Origin of the sequence: Porphyromonas sp. HMSC065F10, assembly GCF_001808555.1 — a bacterium.
Lineage (GTDB): Bacteria > Bacteroidota > Bacteroidia > Bacteroidales > Porphyromonadaceae > Porphyromonas_A.
On the sequence record NZ_KV793779.1, the window covers coordinates 49239 to 69299 of the forward strand.

Below are 20061 nucleotides of genomic sequence, written 5' to 3' on the forward strand. Positions count from 1 at the left end.
TTTCAATTCACGCACCCGCGAGGGGTGCGACTGCAGGTGTGGGGAGGCGGCTGTGGGGCTACCTCTACAGACCTGCTTTTGCGAAGGTACTCAAATTATCCCTTCTGCTCGGTTCTTTTGGCACCTAAATTTATGTAATCGTATGTCTATGAGCGCTTGCGAGTGTCTCGCTGATGGTTGATCACTTCCCCCTCGCAGGCTACGATCAGCCCTCCTGTCAGATGATCAGCTCTCCCTCCGCCTCGTAACTTGTCTTCCTCCCATAGCTCTCTATGTGGGCCTTGTAGTCCTTTCCGAGATGATAGATCCGCAGGCTATCCCGTGTCTCATCGATGATACTGACTAACCTCTCTATCAGGAGAACTTTCTGAGCCGGGTCTACCAGACACTCAAAGACCGAGTTTTGCACCCTCTGACCATAGTCTTGGCAGGTCTTTGCCACTTGACGCAGTCTCCTCCGTCCCGTAGCATCTGTGGTGCTGACATCGTAAGTGATAAGGATATACATAGGCTTAGGTCATGAGGAAGGCGGGGTAATCATTGATCTCACCCCGCAGATATCTGGCGAGGAGTGTCGCCTGAATGTAGGGCAGTAGGCCGATCGGCATCTTCTCCCCGAGGTAGGGGTGAGTGATCTCTGTCCGCTTACGCTTCTGCCACTCGGTGAGCAGTTCCTTCCGCTTCTCGTCCTTGAGGAGAAATCCATTCTCCCCCTGTACGATAAAGTCCCAGGGGGCTACCTGTCGGTTATTGATCAAGGAAAGGACAAATCGGTCCACAAGGTAGACCCTCATCTCCTCCATCAGGTCCAGCGCCAGTGCAGGTCTGCCGGGCCTGTCACTATGGAGAAATCCCACATAAGGATCCAGACCAACTGTCTCGAGGGCACTCCTCACGTCGGAGGCGAGGAGGGTGTAGAAAAAGGAGAGCAGGGCATTCACTTCATCCTTAGGCGGTCGCTTGCTCCTCTCGCTAAAGGTAAATCGGTCATTTAGAATAAGATGACGGAAGACCCCAAAGTATAGTCGTGCAGCATTGCCCTCAGCCCCCATGATCGAGTCTCGGGAAGTCAGCCGGGGAAGGTCCGATACGGTCTTGCGCAGCTCGCGCAGGACACGACGGAGCTCCTCGAGCGTCTCTCCCTCAGGCTTGTGATCTCTGCAGAAGCGCGACAGAGCCGCACGACCATTGTAGACCTTGCCGGCAATGAATCGAGAAGCTATGTGCGCAGCGCTCCCCTCATCGTCCGCCACACGATACTGGACTCGTCGTAGCAGCACATTTCCCCTTATCGGTCCGGATATGGAGGCGATGAACTGACCGTGAGGGGTCAGGAAAGAAAGGGCTACATGGTTGTCCACACAGAGCTTCATCACCCCGGGTGAGGCACCCATGTAATTGAAGCAGACAATGCTCTCCAGATTCATGATCGGGATCCGGAAGGTTTCCTTGTCTTCCCTAAGGATCACCACATTGAGCCCATCCTTACGGATATAGACGTCAGGAGTGAGGACGTAAAGGGTATTTAGGAGAGGTCTCATGGGAGGTGGATATGGTGAGTGTGGTAGTAGGTACGTACATCAGTCCGCTGTGACAGCTCAGGTAGGCAGAGATCGCGAAGAGAGCATCGTCGGCACCTCTGGTCATAGATAGGCGGAGCGGTGCCTCCCACCTCTGTGAGCCGATGCATCTCCCTCACCGTCTCCACCAGCTCCGACCTCAGGGTCTCTGTGAGTGGCACCTCGAGTCGATGCTTGGTCTCTCCATAGTAGAGGTAGCCGGTCGGTATGGTGATGCCATACATCTCCTCCAGGCAGAGAGCCTCGGCGCAGAGCTGCAGCTTGTCTGCGTTGTGTCGCTTGGGTCGGCCTCTCTTGTACTCCACAGGTGTCGCCTGCCATCGACCCGGGTAGCGAGGGTGACGAAGGTAGGTCTCCCCCTCGGTCGGGGTCAGCTCCACGATGTCGGAGACTCCATAGAGCCCCAGCCTGTGTGAGACCAGAGGTACGCTCCTCAGGGTGATCGTCTCCCCTCTCTGCTGTGGTAGATCGGGGTCGTCAACTCGATGATGGAGGATCTGCCCGAGGGCTGTGAGGTCATTGTCCTGCCACTCCATCTCCATATGGATCAGCTGCCACTGTCGGGGGCAGAAGACATAGTGCTGGATGGCGGAGATCATCAGGCAGTCCTCGTCGGAGTAGAGGGAGGTGGGTGAGTGCATTTGGGAACCAAGAGTAATGGACTGTGGCCGAGGGGCAATTCTTTTACCGATATTAGACTTCACTAATACCGGTAAAAGAATCTCCTAATACCGATATTAGACTTCACTAATACCGATATTAGTCTGAGCCGGCCGATGGGAAAAATAAGACACCCCCATGCACGATCCTCCTCGAGTGAGTGGAGATGGGAGTGCAGGGGGTGTCATGGTTGGTTGTCAGTAATTAGTGAAGTGGGCTTTACTTAGCATCTATCTCACGGATCAGAGTGACGCCCTCCGGCATATTGCTGTCATCAATAGTCACTCTGTAGTCGGCGAAGGACCTCGGGAGGTCAGTCTGTCTCTCCACCCTGATCCTGTCGAAGAGATCCTGTGCCGAGGCATTGCCCAGCTTCGAGTCGTGGCGGAAGATATAAAGACCTCTCGGCCCCATAAGCCCGCGAGAGGAGGAGCGATCAACATCAAACATCCGGTGGAGTGCCTCCCAGAAGAGTGCCAGATCGTCCGCTGTAAATCCTGTCTTCTGAGCAAAAGCGGTGGTGACGAAGCCGTGGCAGAGATAAAGTCCGTAGGGTACCGTCGCCTTGCGCCCCATAGTCCGGTTTCCACCGCCATCATCTGCGGCTTCGTTTGTCTTAGCCTCCTTGGCGTCGGTAGCAGCCATGCGCGTGATGGTATGCTCGCTCGAGGTGATGGGGTCAATGGATCGAGAGAAGGTCATCTGTACCGCTCCACGGACCTGACCGGCATTGGCTCCGGTGGTGAGGACTGCACCGAAAGTGCGAATGTCGTAGTATCGCCGGCACATAATCTCCTGGGACTTCTGACGGTCTTGTGCGTTCTTGGTCTGCTTGTCCTCGGTAACCTGCTTTACCGCATCTGCGATGGCGTCATTGAGGATCGCATTCTCCATCACAAAGATGTCGTGTGTGCCGTCTCTCAGCTCCTCGCGCTCCTCGGAGGCAAGGAGGACATAGTTACGGACCTTGCGCTTTAGGCAGACGTCGGTGACCAGCCCGTGACCGGTCTCGATGTCAATCCGAGGGAGGTTGCCGGTGTCAGGGTCACCATTGGGGTTGCCGTCCGTGACGTCAAAGAGGTAGACGAAGTCATACCTGTTTTTTACTGGTTCTTTTGTTGACATAATGATTAGTCTTCTTCTGATGAGTTGTTATCTATTGCTTCTTTCTCTTCCTTGGATGAGTAGTGGTACTGCTTCTGATGGTAGTAGCCGAGGCTGAAGAATCCCTGCTCCTCCAGTGTGAAGTGCGTGGGATAGGGGGGCTCATCTCCACTCAGCAGCGCCGTGATCTCGTCCAGCTGCTTGGCACAGATGGTGTAGAGGGCGGGATTATCCCGCTTCGCTTTCTTCTGGTGGTGTATGGAGAGCCTGATGAGGTATGGGAAGACAGCTGCCGGCGAGGTCATGGCGTTGCCGAAGTAGCTGTCGGTGATGGTCGCCTTACTATTGGCGATCTGCTGGAGAGACTCAAGTACGGCGAAGAGCCGTCCGGCGAGATATCCCTTGTTGGTTTGGTTTTTGTCGAGTGACATAGTGATTATATTTTCTTCTGTATGATGCTTGTACCGGTAGTCTCTATTGATGTAGCCCTTGATGTAGGCAGCACGCAGCTCGGAGACGTTTCGCTCAGCCTTAATGCGCTGTAGGCAGGAGGTGTAGAGGTCCGTGGGGTAGGGCGCTCCGGTGGTGATGCTCCTCACGAGTGCTTCGATGGGGCGCTTGGGCCACTTATCCGCCTTGAGGGCAGCCGGCATGAGTGCCCCGACGAGTACGTAGAGAGAGGGTATGGCGGGGTCATCGTCCATCCTCTGCACCTCTCTCCCATAGATCTTGAGATCCTCAAGGTGCCGGAGGGTATGGGCAAAGATCTCCCGTATCGTCCCCTCAACGAAGAGCTTGACCGATATCCGACCTCTCCCCGGCTCCAGAGCGAGGAGGTAAAAGCGCTCCTCAGACTCACGCTGTGGTAGTGCATTCTTATCCCCTCTAATGGCTCGAAGGGTGCTCAGCACCTTCTTGCACTTCGCTCGGTCAATCTGTAAGGGGGTTTTCCCCTTGCCCTTAGTGGGCTTCCTTTTCTTCCCGTCCTCCTCCTTAGGTGCTAAAGGAGGGCTAAAAGTGGCCGACTTGAAGTCGCTTGCCAGCTTGTCCTCGTCTGTGTGGCTGGTCCAAAAGACATAGGTAATACCGGCAAGGAAGTAATTCGTGTCCTTGTCCTTACCAAGCAGATCGTTGAGTGCACTGGCGTACCCCTCAGCGGCTTGCGGTGAGACAGGAGCATTGTATGCCTGAGACTTGCCATAGGAGTCGTATCCACTATTGACTTGAAAATTGACGAGCGAGAGTGGCATCCCACTCAGCTTGATCCCCGGGTGAAGCCTGGAGATGGGCCCCTTGTGTCCTGTGATCAGGCAGACAGCCTCCTCACCATCGGTCTGACCAGCGTAGTAGTGAGCGCTCTGGTAGTCCTTGAGATCCTGCTCATCAGTGACAAGTCGGTCACTGCCACCGGGGAAGGAGACGAGGAAAGTCATATTTGCTCCCGGCTTCTTGGTGATGGCAGCTACCTGATCTTCGTCCTGTGTGATCTTGTGGTACTCCTCCTTGTCGTAGAAGGCCTTCACCGCCTGGAAGACCGGGTTGGATGGAAATTTCTCGGCAAACTGCCTGACTTGCTCTACAAAGGAATCCATCTGCCTCCTTGACTTAGCGCACTCTTTCTCGCTCTCTTTCTTGGCGAGACCCAGTACATAGCCATAGTGATCCCAAAAGAGATTGGGAGACACCCCGGAGGTCCTGGTCACGGGAGTGGGGATAATATAAGACTCCCCTTGCTGCTTAGCTCCGTCCTCAAGTCCCTTTACCAGCACCAAGTTACCAGCCGGGTCGATCACGATGATGAGGGGGATCTCTTTCTTAACAAAGCCGTCCGGCAGCTTCTCCCCCAGCGCTTTGTCCCTCTCGTATAGTGACTGTAGTATCATCGCAGTATCTCTTCGCTATTGGGCTCCGGGACCTCGATCACACCGTGATCCATCCGGGCGCGGAAAAACATCGCTTCGGGGCTCTTCGGGTTGCTCTCAAAGTCCATATCATACAGCATCAGCCCGAGATCCCTAGTCTCATCAATGCCCTCGCCGTGAGGGGCATCGGGAATGTAGCGAAAGTGGCAGCTGAACTCACGACACCCTAAGTAGGGCATCGTGAAGCACTGCCCCTTTGAGGCACGGCGCTCAAACATCCCCTGGTACTTGCCTGGGCACTCGGACTGCTTCTCGACCTCGCTCCTTGACTCAAAGTCTCGTCTCGCCTCCTCGGGGCGGTCGGAAACGGGGATGAAGAGCTGCCGAGCAAAGATCCTGTACTCTACGTCCTTGAGGATGTAGGAGGTCCTCTGCTGACGAGCCTCCTCGATAAGTATCTCCCTACCTCCGGGGCGTGCCAGAGCTCCTACCTCGTTGCGCTTGACGGAGATGTGTCGGATCGGCTTCCGTACTTCAATACGGCTCACCTCCCAGCGTATGGCCGGCTTCCAGAGGATGGCTTGGAAGATATTGCGTGCAGCCGAGGGGGTGATCACGTCATAGCTGACGCGCTCCACCTTCAGCTCCGGACGAGTGAAGCAGGCGAAGTCTCCACTCAGCTCGAGGCAATACTCCTTGGGTATTGGTTTTTCTGTCATAGATTAGCAGTATTGTGATTAGTAGTTATACTCTTATGCGGTCTGTGTCTCCTCAACCCAGTGGTTGGAGATGACTACTCCGGCTACACTATCGTAGCAGTCGTCGTCCACCAAGACCGAGATGAAGTCCTCGCCCCACGGGATCTGCTCAATATTGCCATGGCCGAGTAGGGTGGTGTAGTCACCCTGCCGGAGAGAGACGCTGTACTCCTGCATCCGGTGGTAGTCTTCCCGCGATAGGGTCTCATGGCTGCGGATCTTCCTGACCAGCTCCTTGCCCTCCTCCATATAGGGAACGATGACTGGGAATGTCCCCTCATCATCAATAAGCTTAAATCGCTCGGCTGCGGACTCAAAATTAATGTCCTCAGGGTCGTCTGTCAGATCTTTCCCAATCCCCTCTGTGTCGAAGTCTGGGATATCCTCAAAGTACAGGCGGTAATACTTGGCGATCACCTCTGGATCGGTCGGGTCGGTTATCTTATTTGATAGATTGTGAAGTAGCATCTTGGTCGCATTGCATCCTCTGGCTATGTTGCCGAAGGGCCTACTGCCATCAGTGAGGCTGAAGACAAAGACCTGACCTCGCTGCTCCATTTTCCCATCGCGATTGCATCGTCCGCCCGCCTGTATGATCGAGCCGAGTCCGGAGTGGGCTCTCCAGACGCAGGGGAAGTCGAGGTCAACCCCTGCCTCGATGAGTTGCGTAGAGATGACCTTAGTCGGCTCCCCCTCTCTCATTCGCTCTTTGATCGTCTCGATCGCCTTTCGTAGGTGTGCAGAGCACATCGACCGTGAGAGGTGGATCATCTCGCCCACATTGACCTTAGGTAGATCTCTAAGGGCGCGGTACACTTGACCTGCGTCCTTTCGGCTGTTGACAACGCAGAGGACGGAGTGCTCTGCAGCGAGTCTCTCGGCCAGCTCCTGCGAGGTCACCATCTGTGGCTCCAAGTGGTAGTCGACACGGTCAAATGGAGCAAAGTACCTCGCCTCTCTCGGCACTAGGTCGCCCTTGATGACAAGAGGGGGATATTTTTCCCCTTTAGTATTTGGCGAGTTCAAGTCCTCGTCGTATACCGGCTGAGTGGCACTGCAGCAGAGTATGGAGCAGTGAAATGCCCCGGAGAGCGTACTTATGGCGGAGAGTATGGGACTCAGGAAGCTCTCCGGAAGAGCCTGCACCTCATCCATAACGATGACAGAGTTGGCGATGCTGTGTACCTTACGGCACTTGGCGGGCTTGGAGGCAAAGAGGCTCTCAAAGAACTGGACATTTGTCGTCAGGATGATGGGGGCATCCCAATTCTCCGTGAGGAACTTCAGTCGGGACATCTGCTCATCGCTTTTATCATCCTCGCCCTGCTGCTCCACCACGACCTCGGAGTGGTGCTCCAGGATATTCTCTTCGCCAAAGATTTCTCTGAAGACCATCGCCGTCTGAGTGATGATAGAGGTGTAGGGGATAACGTAGATGATCCGGTCGTGGTGGTTGCGGATCGCCATCTCAAGCGCCCACGCCATGGAGGAGATGGTCTTACCCGCCCCGGTGGGGAGCGAGAGGGTGTAGATGCCCGGATCACTCTCTGCACCGTGTGTCCGACAGCTCTCTAAGAAGTATGCTCGCGCCCGATTGACAGGCGTGTCGGGAGCAGAGCTGAAGCTCTCTGTCTTCGCTCTCAGTCGCTCTCGGAGGGTACTGAGAGAAGCGTAGTTGTCCTTTATCCGTAATCTCTCCGCACTGAGATCCGGAGTCATAAATCGCTCGGTGTCCAGTCGGTCGGCGTCTACAAGTGCGGAGAAGAGCATGCGGATCGCCATCTGGAGATCGTCGGGCTCGTCCACATCGTCACAATCGGCCGTCTCGAGATTCTCAGCGCTTGTGAGCTTCTCACACGCATCGCACCATCTCTTATGCTCCCCGTGGCGCAGCCGCCTCTCCATTTCATTATGGTCGTAGAGTCCGCGATGATGCCCGCTGATGCAGTAGGCAAGAGTTTCTGCAATCATGGGGTCGTCAAATAGTCGCCGTGCCTCTATGGCACCCACTATGGCGTGCGGTGCCTTGGGAGGCACCTTGCCGGACTGGTTAGCTCCGGAAGCAGCGAGGATGTATCTCTGGAAGTCCGGTCTGTACTTCCCGAAGTCGTGAAGTAGACCGGCATTGTAAGCTAAGTCTTTCAGCCCACAGGAGTCTTCGTCCTCGTATGTCAACTCTCGAGCTAGTCTTGCCACGTTAAGGCAGTGCTCCTCAATGCTTTGCTCTGCAAAGCATCCCTTTTCCTCTTCTCGGATATGAGCTATATGTGGTTCCATATAAGATCAAAATGCATAGAAGGTATGAGGCAAATTTACGACTTTATTACATTCATGCAAGGCTTTCTCTCGTTTTTTTCTTTGACCACAGTTTTATTTGCAAAGATCTATTGGTTTCCTTACTTTAGTTGCGTCGTAGCAATTGGCTTCGGACTTAGGTCTTATGACCTTGAATTGAAACTATGCTTTTTGGGATGATTCATAGTCCCTATCGCGCTCTCCGCTATGCGGGGAGCGCGTGTTTTGTTCCGTAGCATAAGAGAGCGAGAGGGTGCCACGCTCATCAGCGTGACACCCTCTCGCTCCTTAATTACTATTGGGCGCGTGGATTACCAGATCACGACACGCTCCTCAGGGGCGATGTACATAGAGTCTCCCTCCTGGACACCAAATGCGGTGTAGAAGGTGTCGATGTTCTTCAGAGTCTGATTGACGCGGAATTTCCCGAGACTGTGGACATCCGTCTTAGTGCGACGGATGATCTCCTCAGGACGGATATTCTGTCCCCATACGCGGGCATAGCCGAGGTAGAATCTCTGGTCACGGCTGAGCCCATCGATCTCCGGGTACTCCTTACCCTCGGTGGCATTGACCATAGCATCGTAGGCAACGAGGAGTCCTCCTTGGTCGGCGATGTTCTCGCCGAGAGTCATCTGACCATTGGCCATCAGTCCGGGCGCTACCTCTACGCAATCAAACTGAGCGGCAAGCTTCTGGGTGGCAGCATCGAAGGTCTTCCGATCCTCTTCCGTCCACCAATTCTCCATATTGCCCTTAGCATCGTAGTTGCAGCCTTGGTCGTCAAATCCGTGGGTCATCTCGTGACCGATCACGACACCGATGGCGCCATAATTGACTGCATCATCTGCGTTGAGATTGAAGAAAGGTGGCTGCAGGATCCCTGCGGGGAAGCAGATCTCGTTGGTTGTCGGATTGTAGTAAGCATTCACCTGATGAGCATTCATCAGCCAGCGGTTGCGATCAACCGGCTTCTCGAGGTCAGCGGTGTTGCGACGGGTGAGGAAGGCGCCTACTTCCTTGCTGTAGGCATAGAGTGACTCATTGGTGGTATTCAGTTTCTCAAAAGTGAGCCACTTGTCGGGGTAGCCGATCTTGACGGTGAAGGCACCCAACTTCTCCTGCGCCTTTTCCTTAGTTGCAGCGGTCATCCAGGAGAGGTTGTCGATGCGGAAGCTGAGTGCCGAGACCAGATTGTTTACCAGCTCTGTCATACGCGCCTTCGCCTCCGGGGGGAAGTACTTGGCGACATACTGCTTGCCGATCACGTCACCAAGGCAGTTGTCCACGCGATTGACGCCCAGCTTCCAGAGGGGCTTCATCTCCTCCTTGCCGGCGATCGACTTACCGTGGAGCGCAAAGGCTGCCTCGCGGAAATCGTTGCTGAGGAGATCGCTGGCACCATCAATGAGCTGTCCCTTGAGGAAAAGCTTCAGATCCTCCAGCGAGGTGGCAGCAAACCATTTATCAAAGCGGTCAAAGTAGTCCTTCTGTGCGACATTCAGCTCCTTGACCGACTCGTAACCCTCGCGACCATCGATGTAGCGCTTCCAGGGGAAAGTGTGTTGAGCATAGAAGTCCTCGAGAGACATTTTATTGTAATTCCGCTGACTGTCTCTCAGCTCGACCATCGTGTAGAGGATCTTGGAGAGACCTTTCTCTAAGCCAAAGAGTCGATCAGCCTGCGCTGAAGCTTCCTCCATCCCGACGAGGTCAAAGACGCGGGTAAAGTAGGTGCGGTAGGCCTCCTGATTGCCCTTATAGGCGGCCTCATCGGAGTAGTAGTCCGGTACGCCCATCACGAGCCCTGCCTGGTAGAGATTGAGGATATTGACATCGCTATTCTTCTCATCCGCTGCAACAAAGGTGTTGAAGAACGATCCACCGCCCTGGTTGTCGGACTTCGCTATGTAGTCAACGAGCGCGTCCTTGTCGGCAAGAGCGTCGATCTCTGCGAGGTCAGCGAGGATCGGCTTGGCTCCATCGGACTCCAGCTTAGCGGAGTCGGTGCTGAGTGCGTAGAGGAGGTACGCCTTGGCCTCATCCGTGCCCTCCGCAGCGTCCTTCAGGCTCTCGATGATCTCGTGTGCCGCCACCTCAGACTTGAGAGACAGCTCATCAAAAGCACCAAAGCGAGAGTACTCGGGGGTGAGCGGGTGAGCCTTCATCCAGCCGCCATTAGCGTAGAGGAAGAAATTCTCTCGCGGAGAGACCGTGCGATCCATGGCGAGCGTGTCGATGGCCGGCACCTCTTCTGCTGCCGCAGAGTCCTCTGTCTTCTTATTTCCGTCACAGCCGATAGTGCTTACAGCCAGAAGGGCCATCGCCACGGCGGATGGTACAATACCTTTTTTCATACAATGTAGTTATTTGTTGAGTGATTTTGTCTTTTCGACAAAGGTAGGAAATTTTGTGCTTGGAAGCATTACATCTACAACTGACTAACGGTCAAACGCATTAGAGTCTACCCGGATAAGTCGGAGGACCTCACGACCTTGATCTTGGTGCTAAATAGATAGATCTTCAGTAGACTGGTTATCAATGTAAAGCGGTTGGCTGATTATATATCCGGTATTAGTCAGAGGGCGTAATCACCTCATCGATGCGATCGCTCAATAACTAAGGTCAGGGAGTTAGTCAAACGGTCTGCGTAGCTTTTGAGTGGAGTGGCAGAGGGCTTGGATCTGTAAGGTTTGGTTAACAATATTGATGGTTATAGGTCCCAGTGTAGAGAAATTTCCTGTTGAGAGAGAGTTAAATTGATTGAAAAGGATACGTTTCGATGGGTTTTGTTTGTAGTTTTGAGTGGAGGGTGAAGTGAATGGGGGCAGGTGATAAGTAGGAATTATTTCCAAACCTTTCATAACACTAATTGTTATTATGCTGAAGCGACATCTTTTTACCTTGTTCGCTGCGACATGCTTGGGCGCTGTAATGCTGTCCCTCCAGAGTTGTATGCAGCAAGCATCACCTACGGGTACCGAGCAGGTACCTGATGACCCCTATTTCATAGAGGTCACAGAGGCTGAGACTATCGCCAGAGATTTTCTCAGGTCATCTGATCTCCGATCTATGGATGACCTAAGACTCTCTCTCCTCTCGGACGATAAGTCTCTGCAAAATAGTAGTGACGAGGCTGGTCAGCCGACCTACTACGTTTACGGACTCGAGAAGGGGGGCTTTGTGATCGTCTCCGCTACCAGGCTGGCCCACCCTGTGCTGGGGTACTCATTGGAGAACAACTTTGACTCTAGGAATCAGAATATGATCTCCTATCTCGGTACTCTCAGTGATCAGATAGGTGATGCGAGGAGGGTCCTGCTTGCTAATGACCCAAATGAGAAGGACCCTTACATTGACAAGGGAGAAACTGTCAGGGGCAAAGGAAAGGTCGTCGTCCCTATGATGCTCCGCACACGGTGGGATCAGGATCGTATCACAGGCGGTAAGCTGCCGCCTCAGATAGCCATTGGGTGTCTTGCTGTGGCTACAGGTCAGATAATGAAGTTTTGGTCCTACCCGGACAAGGCTGTGGGTGTGTATGGATACACAGATCGTAACTTGGGCTATGTGGAGCACAACTACGACTACAACATTGACTGGGACGCGATGCCGCTCATCAATACTGAGCCTAATCCTACTGTGGCACGCTTCTTTTACGGACTGGCAATATCGATGAATATGGCTTTCGGTCCGTCCAGTGGAGCACTGATGTTTGATGTGCCGTCTGCTCTCCATCGTCACTATGGGTATCCTAAGGATATGTATGTACTCCAGAGAATGAGCACGCCTACCGACGAGTGGCTGCCTGTTGTGAAGAGCGAATTGGATAAGGGACACCCAGTCCTTTATGGCGGTCAGGGCAAGGGTGGCGGACACGCATTCGTGCTGGACGGCTACACGGATAATAACTACTTCCACGTCAACTGGGGGTGGGGTGGTATGTCCGACGGTTGGTTCCTTATCGATGCCTTGAGTCCGGAGGCACTGGGTGCCGGTGGAGGAGCCGGTGGATTTAATATGAATCACCATATGATGATCAACTTCCGTCCTCCGCTCACGACTGCCGGAGAGGATACTGATCCCGTCGATGAGATATACGACACACCTACTAACGAGGTGGTCTACAGTCCCGTCTATGGTCTCTCACAGCTGAGAGCCTTCCTGTCCTTTACGAGAATTGCCGGGCGTGAGACTGCTTCGGGTCCTGACGGCTATAGTGACTTTACGAAGCAGCTGATGACAGGTAAGAGAGGGGACACCATTGATTACATGGTGAGTCCCACTTTCACAAGTGAGGAGCAACCTCTCTGGATCTATATCTGGATGGATGTAGATAACGACGGATACTTCGCCGACTATGAGTTGGTGGCTCGTCATGATGAGGTGACGAGTGTTGTCGCAGGATCCTTTGATATCCCCGATGTGATCTCTGATGGTCCTCACAGGGTAAGGGTCATGATGTCTCTGGATGGTGCACCATCCCCACAGAAGATTGTTGTCAATGGAGAAGTGGAGGACTACGCCATCATTGTGAAATAAAGCAGGACAGAATCACTATGAAACATAATATCCATTATATACTCACCTTATTCCTAGTCGCCTTTACTCTTAGCGGATGCTTCGAGGACAGCGACGCACCTTGTGTGCCTCTGGAAGCAATTTCAATAGACTCTGAGACCACACCCTCTGAAGTGGCTGTAGGTCAGGAGGTCAGGATTACGTACTCCTGCACACCAAGTGATGCAACTCTAGGAGAGGTCAAGTGGACCACCTCCGATCCTGAGATAGCTACTGTCGACGATCGGGGTGTGGTTAGTCCTCTTAGTCCCGGTGATGTGATGATCACGGTCACAGCTAAGGGGAAGTCCTCCTCTGTCGACCTGAAGGTCTATGACCCCAAGAGTGGCTTCGTCACCTTTGACACCAAGGAAAAGAGTTTGCTAGTCGGCGAAATGTTCGCCCTTGAGCCTCATGTGGGACCCGCTACTCTGCAGGAGCGGTCTCTCACCTGGAAGTCCTCCGATGAGTCAGTGGCCACGGTGACCTCTATGGGTATCATCAAGGCCATTGCTCCAGGTGAAGCTCTTATATCAGCATCCTTGAGTAATGGCGAGAAGGCCGAGTGTATGGTGGTCGTCAAGGCAGCTTTCTCTCTTATACCTGAGAGCTTGGATGTGATCGAGGGTGAGTCTGTGCAGATAGAGGTAAACGATCCTGCAAAGCGACTCATTACCTGGTCCTCATCTGATCCGACGATTGCGAAGGTGGACGCTAAGGGATTAGTAACTGCTATTCTTCCCGGCGAGGTCGATATCATCGCCACGACAGCTCTGGGTGAGGCGGTAAAGTGTCACGTTACTGTGAAGCTGAAGCCCATGCCCCAGATCTCCCTCGGCAAGAGCTCTCTAGAGCTGGTAATCACCCAGACCTATCGCTTCAAGGTAAAGAATGGCCAGGGACGCAACCTTACCTGGTCCTCCTCCGATGAGTCCGTCGCTACTGTGGACGAGAATGGAGTGGTAACTACTCTGAAGGTAGGTGAGACAGTAATTACGGTCAAGGATGTCAAGTATGGGCAGTCCTCAGAGTGCCGACTGAGCGTGAAGGAAATACCTACTGATCCCCTGACCCTGGATAAGGAGACCGTAACGCTCTACACCTCTGATGTTGCGCAGCTGAGAGTGACCGACGGATCAGGTGCAGCCCTGACCTGGAGCTCATCCGATACCAATATTGCGACGGTATCACGATCCGGTATGGTTACCGCTATCGCTCCCGGAGAGGCAACGATCTCAGTAAGGGACGAGAGGACCTACAAGAAGGGCACATGCCGTATCAAGGTGATTGATCGCACGGTCAAGACTATACGGGTAACCCCTGCAGAGATGTCTGTGACGGTAGGCTACATAAGAGGCTACAACCTGGAGGTCCTTCCTCTCAATGCATCCAACGCTGAGGTGGATATCTGGTCCGAGGACCCCTCTATCGCTGAGGCCATCGTCTATGATAAGCGCAATGTTATCTTTGGTAAGAAGGTGGGACATACAGTCATCCACTTTGCTACAAAGGACAGGAAGAAGGAGACGACAATGTCTGTCACTGTAAATCCTCCCGCTATCGAGACGATCTCCATCTCGTATGGTAATCTCAGTATGAAGGAGGGAGATCAGACGAAGCTGACTGCCATCAGTGCACCGAGCAGTGCTCCTACTCCTGCTGTGACCTGGAGCAGCTCTAACCCCTCTGTCGCTACCGTAGATGAGACTGGTCTCGTGAAAGCCATCTCTAAGGGAACCGCGACGATCACTGCCCGTGTCAAGGATAGCATGCTCACTGCTCGTTGTGAGATCACAGTCATCAGCGGTGATGCCGCAGACGTACCTGGCCAGGATCTCTAACTCATAGGATTGAAATAGTGTCAAAATGAAAAATAATCATATACTTTATCCTCTGATCCTTCTCTTTGTCGCTCTTGCAGGGTGCCAAAGGGCTGACTTGAGACCTCTTGATCCGACAACGGATCCACAGGAGAGGACGATTAGCTTTAGTGCAGAAGCACCTCTGCTCTCTACCAGAGCATTTATGTCACCTAAGGAGGGCTCAAGGGATCTTGAGATCCTCTTCACTAAGGATGATAAGGTGCTGATCTTTGTCTCGCAGGCTGATACCACCTTCGTCCTGAAAACCATGCCTAGCAGCTTCGGTGCTGATGGTAAGAAGTGCAATTTTGAGATTACTCTTCCCGACCAGGTGGATCTCTCTAAGCCGATGACTTTGATTGGGTATACCGGGATGAGGGATGGTGATGATCGTGTGACTAGTGAGCCTGAGCACTTTATTATAGATAAGGATCGAGTACTATTCAATATCACTCCCTCTCGCCAGCTGTCTCTGGATGAGATGCGTCCCCCTCTCTACTTCCGGTTGGACGAGTTCACATCTGCGGATAGGAAGGTAGAGACTATTTCGGTCACCTTTAGCCACATCGGTACCTACCAGGTGATCCATGCCACAAATAACTCAGGAGTAGATCGCCCTAAGGGTAAGACGGATGTATGTCTCACGGATGCAACTAATGGCTTTGCGCCACAGCTTCCATGGGCATATAATATGGAGTACCTCCAGAGCAATGTATCGACTCCATTCCTGGATCTCTCCTCTGGCGAGGTTGTCTACGAGGCTATACTCAAGAGAGACAACTTCTATAGTCGTCCTGTGAAGCAAGGTCAGACCGTTGACTTTGTCAATTGGTTTGTCCCCCGACCTGAAGCTAGGTATGGGAAGGCTGCCATTTACTACAATGATGTCCTTTCCCGCGGAGAGTTCGTTAGTGAGGCTTATGTCTCATCGGGTGCAGAGCAGATCAAAGTAGGACACGCCTACCATACTTACTGCAATCTACTACCCAGGGGGGTACAGCTGACGGACCAGACGGGAGAGCCTATTAAGTCAGAGGTACCCAGGATTACCTTCACTACCAAGATCCCCAAGGGAGAGACGATACAGATCTACTCCTACTTTGGCTACGCTGATCTTGCTGATGCCTTTGTGGATCTGAATGACAATGGCGTCAAGGATGAGGGCGAGGAGATCGATAAGTCCTACGACTTTTATCCTAAGGTCGTTGATAGCCCCACCATCACCATATACGGTAAGGCGGAGACGGTAAGAGTGAGGGATAGTCAGATCACCTCTATCCGGCTCTACAACCAGGACCTCCTGACGTCGCTCAGTGTTAGTGGCAATCTTCTGAGCAAGGAAGCTCTGGATCTGATGATGAGCGATCTCCCTGATATTCACCATGTGGAGATCAGTCAGGTCGCCCCCAAGACGCTCTCTCTGACAGACAACCCAGGTACTGAAACTTGCGATCTGAGCATTGCGTTCCAGAAGGATTGGTCCGTGGATATCCCTGTTCTGCACAAGGATGCACCCTTTGTCAATCTATGGATGGGAGGAGCAAGTGGAAACCTTTACCTAAATGTAGATGCCGAGCCTGCCGACAGGAAAGACGTGTGGGTCGACCTCAATGGCAACGGTATCAAGGAGAAGGGAGAGGAAGTGACGAGTTTTGGTCTGGATGCCGACCAGATGATGGTCCTACCTCGACGTGGTAATAATGTGGTAATCTACGGTAAGATCACTGCACTATCTGCTCCGGAGAGCGGTATCCTGGCACTCGTGGAGAGTAACCTCAACTCTCTCAAGTATGTAGATATCTCTGCCAACGGCGCTGCCGCCTTCCTTCTCAGTGGGATGAAGGATCTGGAGTATCTGGACGTCTCCGATAACAACTTCAGGACAGATATGCTCCCCTTTATACTCAGTGAGTATCCAAGTCTGAAGGTGCTCGATATGTCCGAGTCCGGTATCTCCGAGGTGAAGGGAGGATTCGCTCACAACCCCAATCTCGTCTATCTGAATGCTCGAGGTTGCGGCATCGAGGCTATGGATCTCACAGCATGCACTAAGCTGAGGACTCTGATCGTCTCTGACAATAATCTCTTTGAGCTCGACATCAAGTCTCTTACTAGTCTCTCCTACCTGGAGCTGATCGGCAATCGTATGTCTAAGGAGGCATTAGCTAGTGTTATCACCTCTCTTCCTAAGGTGGACGCTAAGATCCCCGGTAAGCTATTCCTAGGTCGCAACCCAGGTGCTACAGTTGTCGATATTGTCCCGGCCCAGGATAAGAACTGGAAGGTCGATATCGAGCGCGATAAGGGAGACAACCATATCGATCGCCCGAAGCTAGATGGCGAGAAGTGGTAATTGTATGCTTTGATTATTTAAAGACAGGATTATTCCATGAATCACAATACCAAACACTTATTCTTATCCTTTAGCTGCCTGCTGGCGCTTTTCGGACTATTCTCTTGTGACAAGACAGTCTCTATATCAGATCCTGAGAGTACTTCACTGTCTCCCGAGCGAGCCTTTACCCTCAGTGTCGCCCCGCCGATGAGTGGCAGTACGAGATCTATTGTCAGGGATCTCAATTCGGACGATATCCTCCTCAAGTGGGAGAAGGATGCCTTTGCCATTAGACTTGTGTATCACCAGCAGGGTGTCCTGGTCGATGGAGGTATGGTAGCTCCCACCTCAGTCTCCACTGATGGCATGGGTGCCACGGTGGACTTCACGGTACCGCAGACCATAGACATTGATGCCCCGTTTGACCTCTATGCTGTCATCGGGCGCAATGTCGTGGTACGGAATGGTAAGATCCTTATGGCGGTGGATGCTCATACAATGTATGAGCTGACTGAGACGTCCTCTAATGAGGATCAGCTACTGCCGATGTTCTGTGAGATCAAGGGCATTACGTCCAAGGATCGATCGCTCAAGGGACACTTTGAGCATCTGGGATCCGTTGCATCAATTGTGGTCAAGAATAGCTCTGATAAGCCGCTGACCCTATCTGGCTTTGCGATGGTGCCTAAGGACCTGTCTCAGCCATTCTATGAGACAGGATTACTACCCTTTGTCGGAAATGGCGATCTCCCCTACATTGATCTCCTCGATCGACAGAGCGAGCCTGTCATGATCCGAACCAAGGTGACCTATCCGGTCTACAGCATAGCCCCCGGTGAGGTCTCTTATGGTGGCTTCTGGTTCCGACCGACTTCTGAGACTTGTCCTGAGAGCTATCTGGTCGCCTACGATGCAGATACCAAGCAGTCCATCCACTCTACGGAGACTAAGGCTGAGCGCGCTGGGTTAGCTATAGGTAAGGCCTATTATGTCTATGCCGAGTGGGATGGCAGCGAGCTCAAGTTCCTGGATGAGGAGCCTGTCGCACCGCTACCTGAGGACCAAAGCTTTATCGAGATCTCCACGTCTAAGAAGGCAGGTGAGGTCATTAAGCTCAATATTGATGCTTTTGTAAATGACCGTCGACATGTCTGGATCGACCTCAATAATAATGGCAAACGTGAGAGAGGAGAGTATGTCACCACCTTTACTGACGACAAGAAGTCTCAGGTTACTGAGTGGCGACTCCAGTCTTCCACATTCCGAATCTATGGCGAGGTCTCTGACCTTGTTGCCATCAACCAGGGGATTACTTCGCTCAATGCTCGTAAGGCTCGCTCTCTAGAGTCCCTAACGGTCGATATGAATGAGATCAAGACCCTCGACCTCTCACAGTGTCAGGCTCTGTCCTTCCTATCCGCCAACACCTGCTCTACTGAGACCCTTACGCTGCCTGAGTCTGGTGACTTACAGGAGCTCTATATCGCAGAGAATGATCTGAAGGAGCTGACCATCCCCAGAGCAGGACTATTTGCCATCGATGTGTCAGGAAATAAGGCGCTTGAGCGACTCTCTATGACAAGTGGTGGCTACCCGTCTCTGATGATCGTCAACGTAAGCGACTGTCATCTCAGTAAGTCGTCTCTCGAGAGTGTCTACGATTCCGTACGACAGCCCACTATTCCCAAGAGGTATAGCTGGATGTACACGATCTATAGTTACGGTAATCCCGGATCGAAGAAGGCGGACTACATGATCGCTGTAGATAAGGGATGGACAGTCTACCAGACAAGCGATGAGACTCCGGACACCACTCCTCTCGCTCCGGATACTCCCGATGAGCCTACTGAGCTGCCCCTCCCGGCCCTTGCATATGTGGCAGAGTACAATCTCATGCCAGATGGTACATTCAATACCACACAGAAGTGGAGCCAGCAAGAGTACCTGAGCTATGATGAGGTGACTCACATGACCCTCCCTGAGGGCTATCACTTGCCATCAAGAGCAGAGTTCAGTGCCATCTTCCCGATGAATAAGTTTAAGGTCTACTTCAACCAGAATTCTATTAAGAGGGATCAGACGGAGGAGATTCAGCTCTCCCAGAGTGAGAGTCCTCGTGAGTTTAAGTCTGACTACTACAGTACGGATCAGTTAGTAGCCTACGGTCTCCGGTACAAGGATGATACCAATGAGTACCTCTCTGCCTGGAGATACGAGCACGTCTATACCGAGACTGCTGATGGAGATACGGATGAGGAGTACCTCAGAGTGACAGCGCGTCCACTCCCAGCTACTTTTAACGGGGAGGTGGAGGATATAGCCACCCCTGACTTCTGGAGCAGCAACACCGAGCAGGACGTGGTAAGGATCTTCCCGGCCGCAGGTTTCTTTGCTCCCGTAGAGGTCAAGCCTTATTATGACCATGATGGCTACTTCTTGACTTCTACTAAGTATAATAAGAATAAGATGTACACCGCTGACTTCACTCGTGGAATGGTACACGTAGGCTCCGGTGGTCTGCTGACCGACTCCTTTACGATCCGTCTCTTCAAGGATCGATGAACTGACCACGGTCACCCAACTAGTTTGCGGAGGCGCTTCTGAGTTCTTCAGGAGCGCCTCCGCTTATAGGCTGCGAGACTCACTGCCCTGATCTGGATATATTGCTGTCCGATAAAAGTGGAAATGGGGTTTTAAGGGGTTGATTAAGATAGGCACCATAAAAAGCAAGGTACAGAATTGGTGCTCTTCGGAATTTGAGAAAGTCGACACGAAGGTAATCCGAGCCATTGCACGTCTGAAAAGCAAAGGCATCCTGGTAATCTTCTGCGTGAAAGGAGTGGATGAGGTTATTGTCCCATAAAGTCAACCCCCGCCTGTTCCTAAATCACGGAATAAGCGGGGGAGGGGCATCCAACTGCACCCATCAGAGTGGAGACGAACTAACTCTTTCGAGCTGGGACAAAGATAACTACATAATATCAAAAAACATTGATAATGGAACTAATCCCAGGGGTGACGTTTTTGGGGAATGGGCTCACAGCT

The 20061-nt window shown here is 52.6% G+C and carries 13 protein-coding genes; 5 read left to right on the top strand and 8 right to left on the bottom strand.

Annotated elements, in window-relative coordinates; genetic code table 11:
* Positions 1-217: 217 nt before the first annotated feature.
* From cas2 to HMPREF2890_RS04290, 8 genes are all read right to left on the bottom strand, one after another.
* Positions 218-508, bottom strand: a complete 291-nt coding sequence (gene cas2 / locus HMPREF2890_RS04255; RefSeq protein ID WP_070465903.1) for a CRISPR-associated endonuclease Cas2 — start codon at positions 506-508, stop codon at positions 218-220.
* 4 nt (positions 509-512) lie between these two features.
* Entirely contained in the window at positions 513-1541 is a 1029-nt protein-coding gene (gene cas1c, locus HMPREF2890_RS04260; RefSeq protein WP_070465904.1) for a type I-C CRISPR-associated endonuclease Cas1c, read from the bottom strand.
* Entirely contained in the window at positions 1538-2221 is a 684-nt protein-coding gene (gene cas4, locus HMPREF2890_RS04265) for a CRISPR-associated protein Cas4 (RefSeq protein WP_070465905.1), read from the bottom strand. Before cas4 ends, cas1c begins: the two co-directional genes overlap by 4 nt.
* A 238-nt stretch (positions 2222-2459) precedes the next feature.
* Entirely contained in the window at positions 2460-3365 is a 906-nt protein-coding gene (gene cas7c / locus HMPREF2890_RS04270; protein ID WP_070465907.1) for a type I-C CRISPR-associated protein Cas7/Csd2, read from the bottom strand.
* Between the two features lie 5 nt (positions 3366-3370).
* The gene (gene cas8c / locus HMPREF2890_RS04275) at positions 3371-5227 is read right to left on the bottom strand and encodes a type I-C CRISPR-associated protein Cas8c/Csd1 (protein WP_070465909.1); all 1857 of its coding nucleotides are present in this window, start codon (positions 5225-5227) and stop codon (positions 3371-3373) included.
* On the bottom strand, positions 5224-5925 hold the full coding sequence (gene cas5c, locus HMPREF2890_RS04280) for a type I-C CRISPR-associated protein Cas5c (protein ID WP_070465911.1): 702 nt from the start codon (positions 5923-5925) through the stop codon (positions 5224-5226). Before cas5c ends, cas8c begins: the two co-directional genes overlap by 4 nt.
* Positions 5926-5958: 33 nt before the next feature.
* Entirely contained in the window at positions 5959-8241 is a 2283-nt protein-coding gene (locus HMPREF2890_RS04285; RefSeq protein WP_070465912.1) for a CRISPR-associated helicase/endonuclease Cas3, read from the bottom strand.
* A gap of 329 nt (positions 8242-8570) precedes the next feature.
* Positions 8571-10616, bottom strand: coding sequence for a M13 family metallopeptidase (locus HMPREF2890_RS04290; RefSeq protein ID WP_070465914.1), 2046 nt, complete (start codon positions 10614-10616; stop codon positions 8571-8573).
* 598 nt (positions 10617-11214) lie between these two features.
* On the opposite strand from HMPREF2890_RS04290, the gene HMPREF2890_RS04295 reads away from it, so the two are divergent.
* The 5 genes from HMPREF2890_RS04295 to HMPREF2890_RS09175 all read left to right on the top strand — a co-directional run.
* Positions 11215-12801: a C10 family peptidase gene (locus tag HMPREF2890_RS04295; RefSeq protein ID WP_070465917.1), complete on the top strand. Its 1587-nt coding sequence runs from the start codon at positions 11215-11217 to the stop codon at positions 12799-12801.
* A gap of 152 nt (positions 12802-12953) precedes the next feature.
* Complete coding sequence (locus HMPREF2890_RS04300; protein WP_070465919.1) at positions 12954-14660, top strand: Ig-like domain-containing protein; 1707 nt, start codon at positions 12954-12956, stop codon at positions 14658-14660.
* Between the two features lie 184 nt (positions 14661-14844).
* Positions 14845-17034, top strand: a complete 2190-nt coding sequence (locus HMPREF2890_RS04305; protein ID WP_070465921.1) for a leucine-rich repeat domain-containing protein — start codon at positions 14845-14847, stop codon at positions 17032-17034.
* Between the two features lie 36 nt (positions 17035-17070).
* Positions 17071-19578: a leucine-rich repeat domain-containing protein gene (locus tag HMPREF2890_RS04310; protein WP_070465923.1), complete on the top strand. Its 2508-nt coding sequence runs from the start codon at positions 17071-17073 to the stop codon at positions 19576-19578.
* A gap of 281 nt (positions 19579-19859) precedes the next feature.
* Positions 19860-20061: hypothetical protein (locus tag HMPREF2890_RS09175; protein WP_210394760.1), on the top strand; the 202-nt coding region annotated here is incomplete at its 3' end.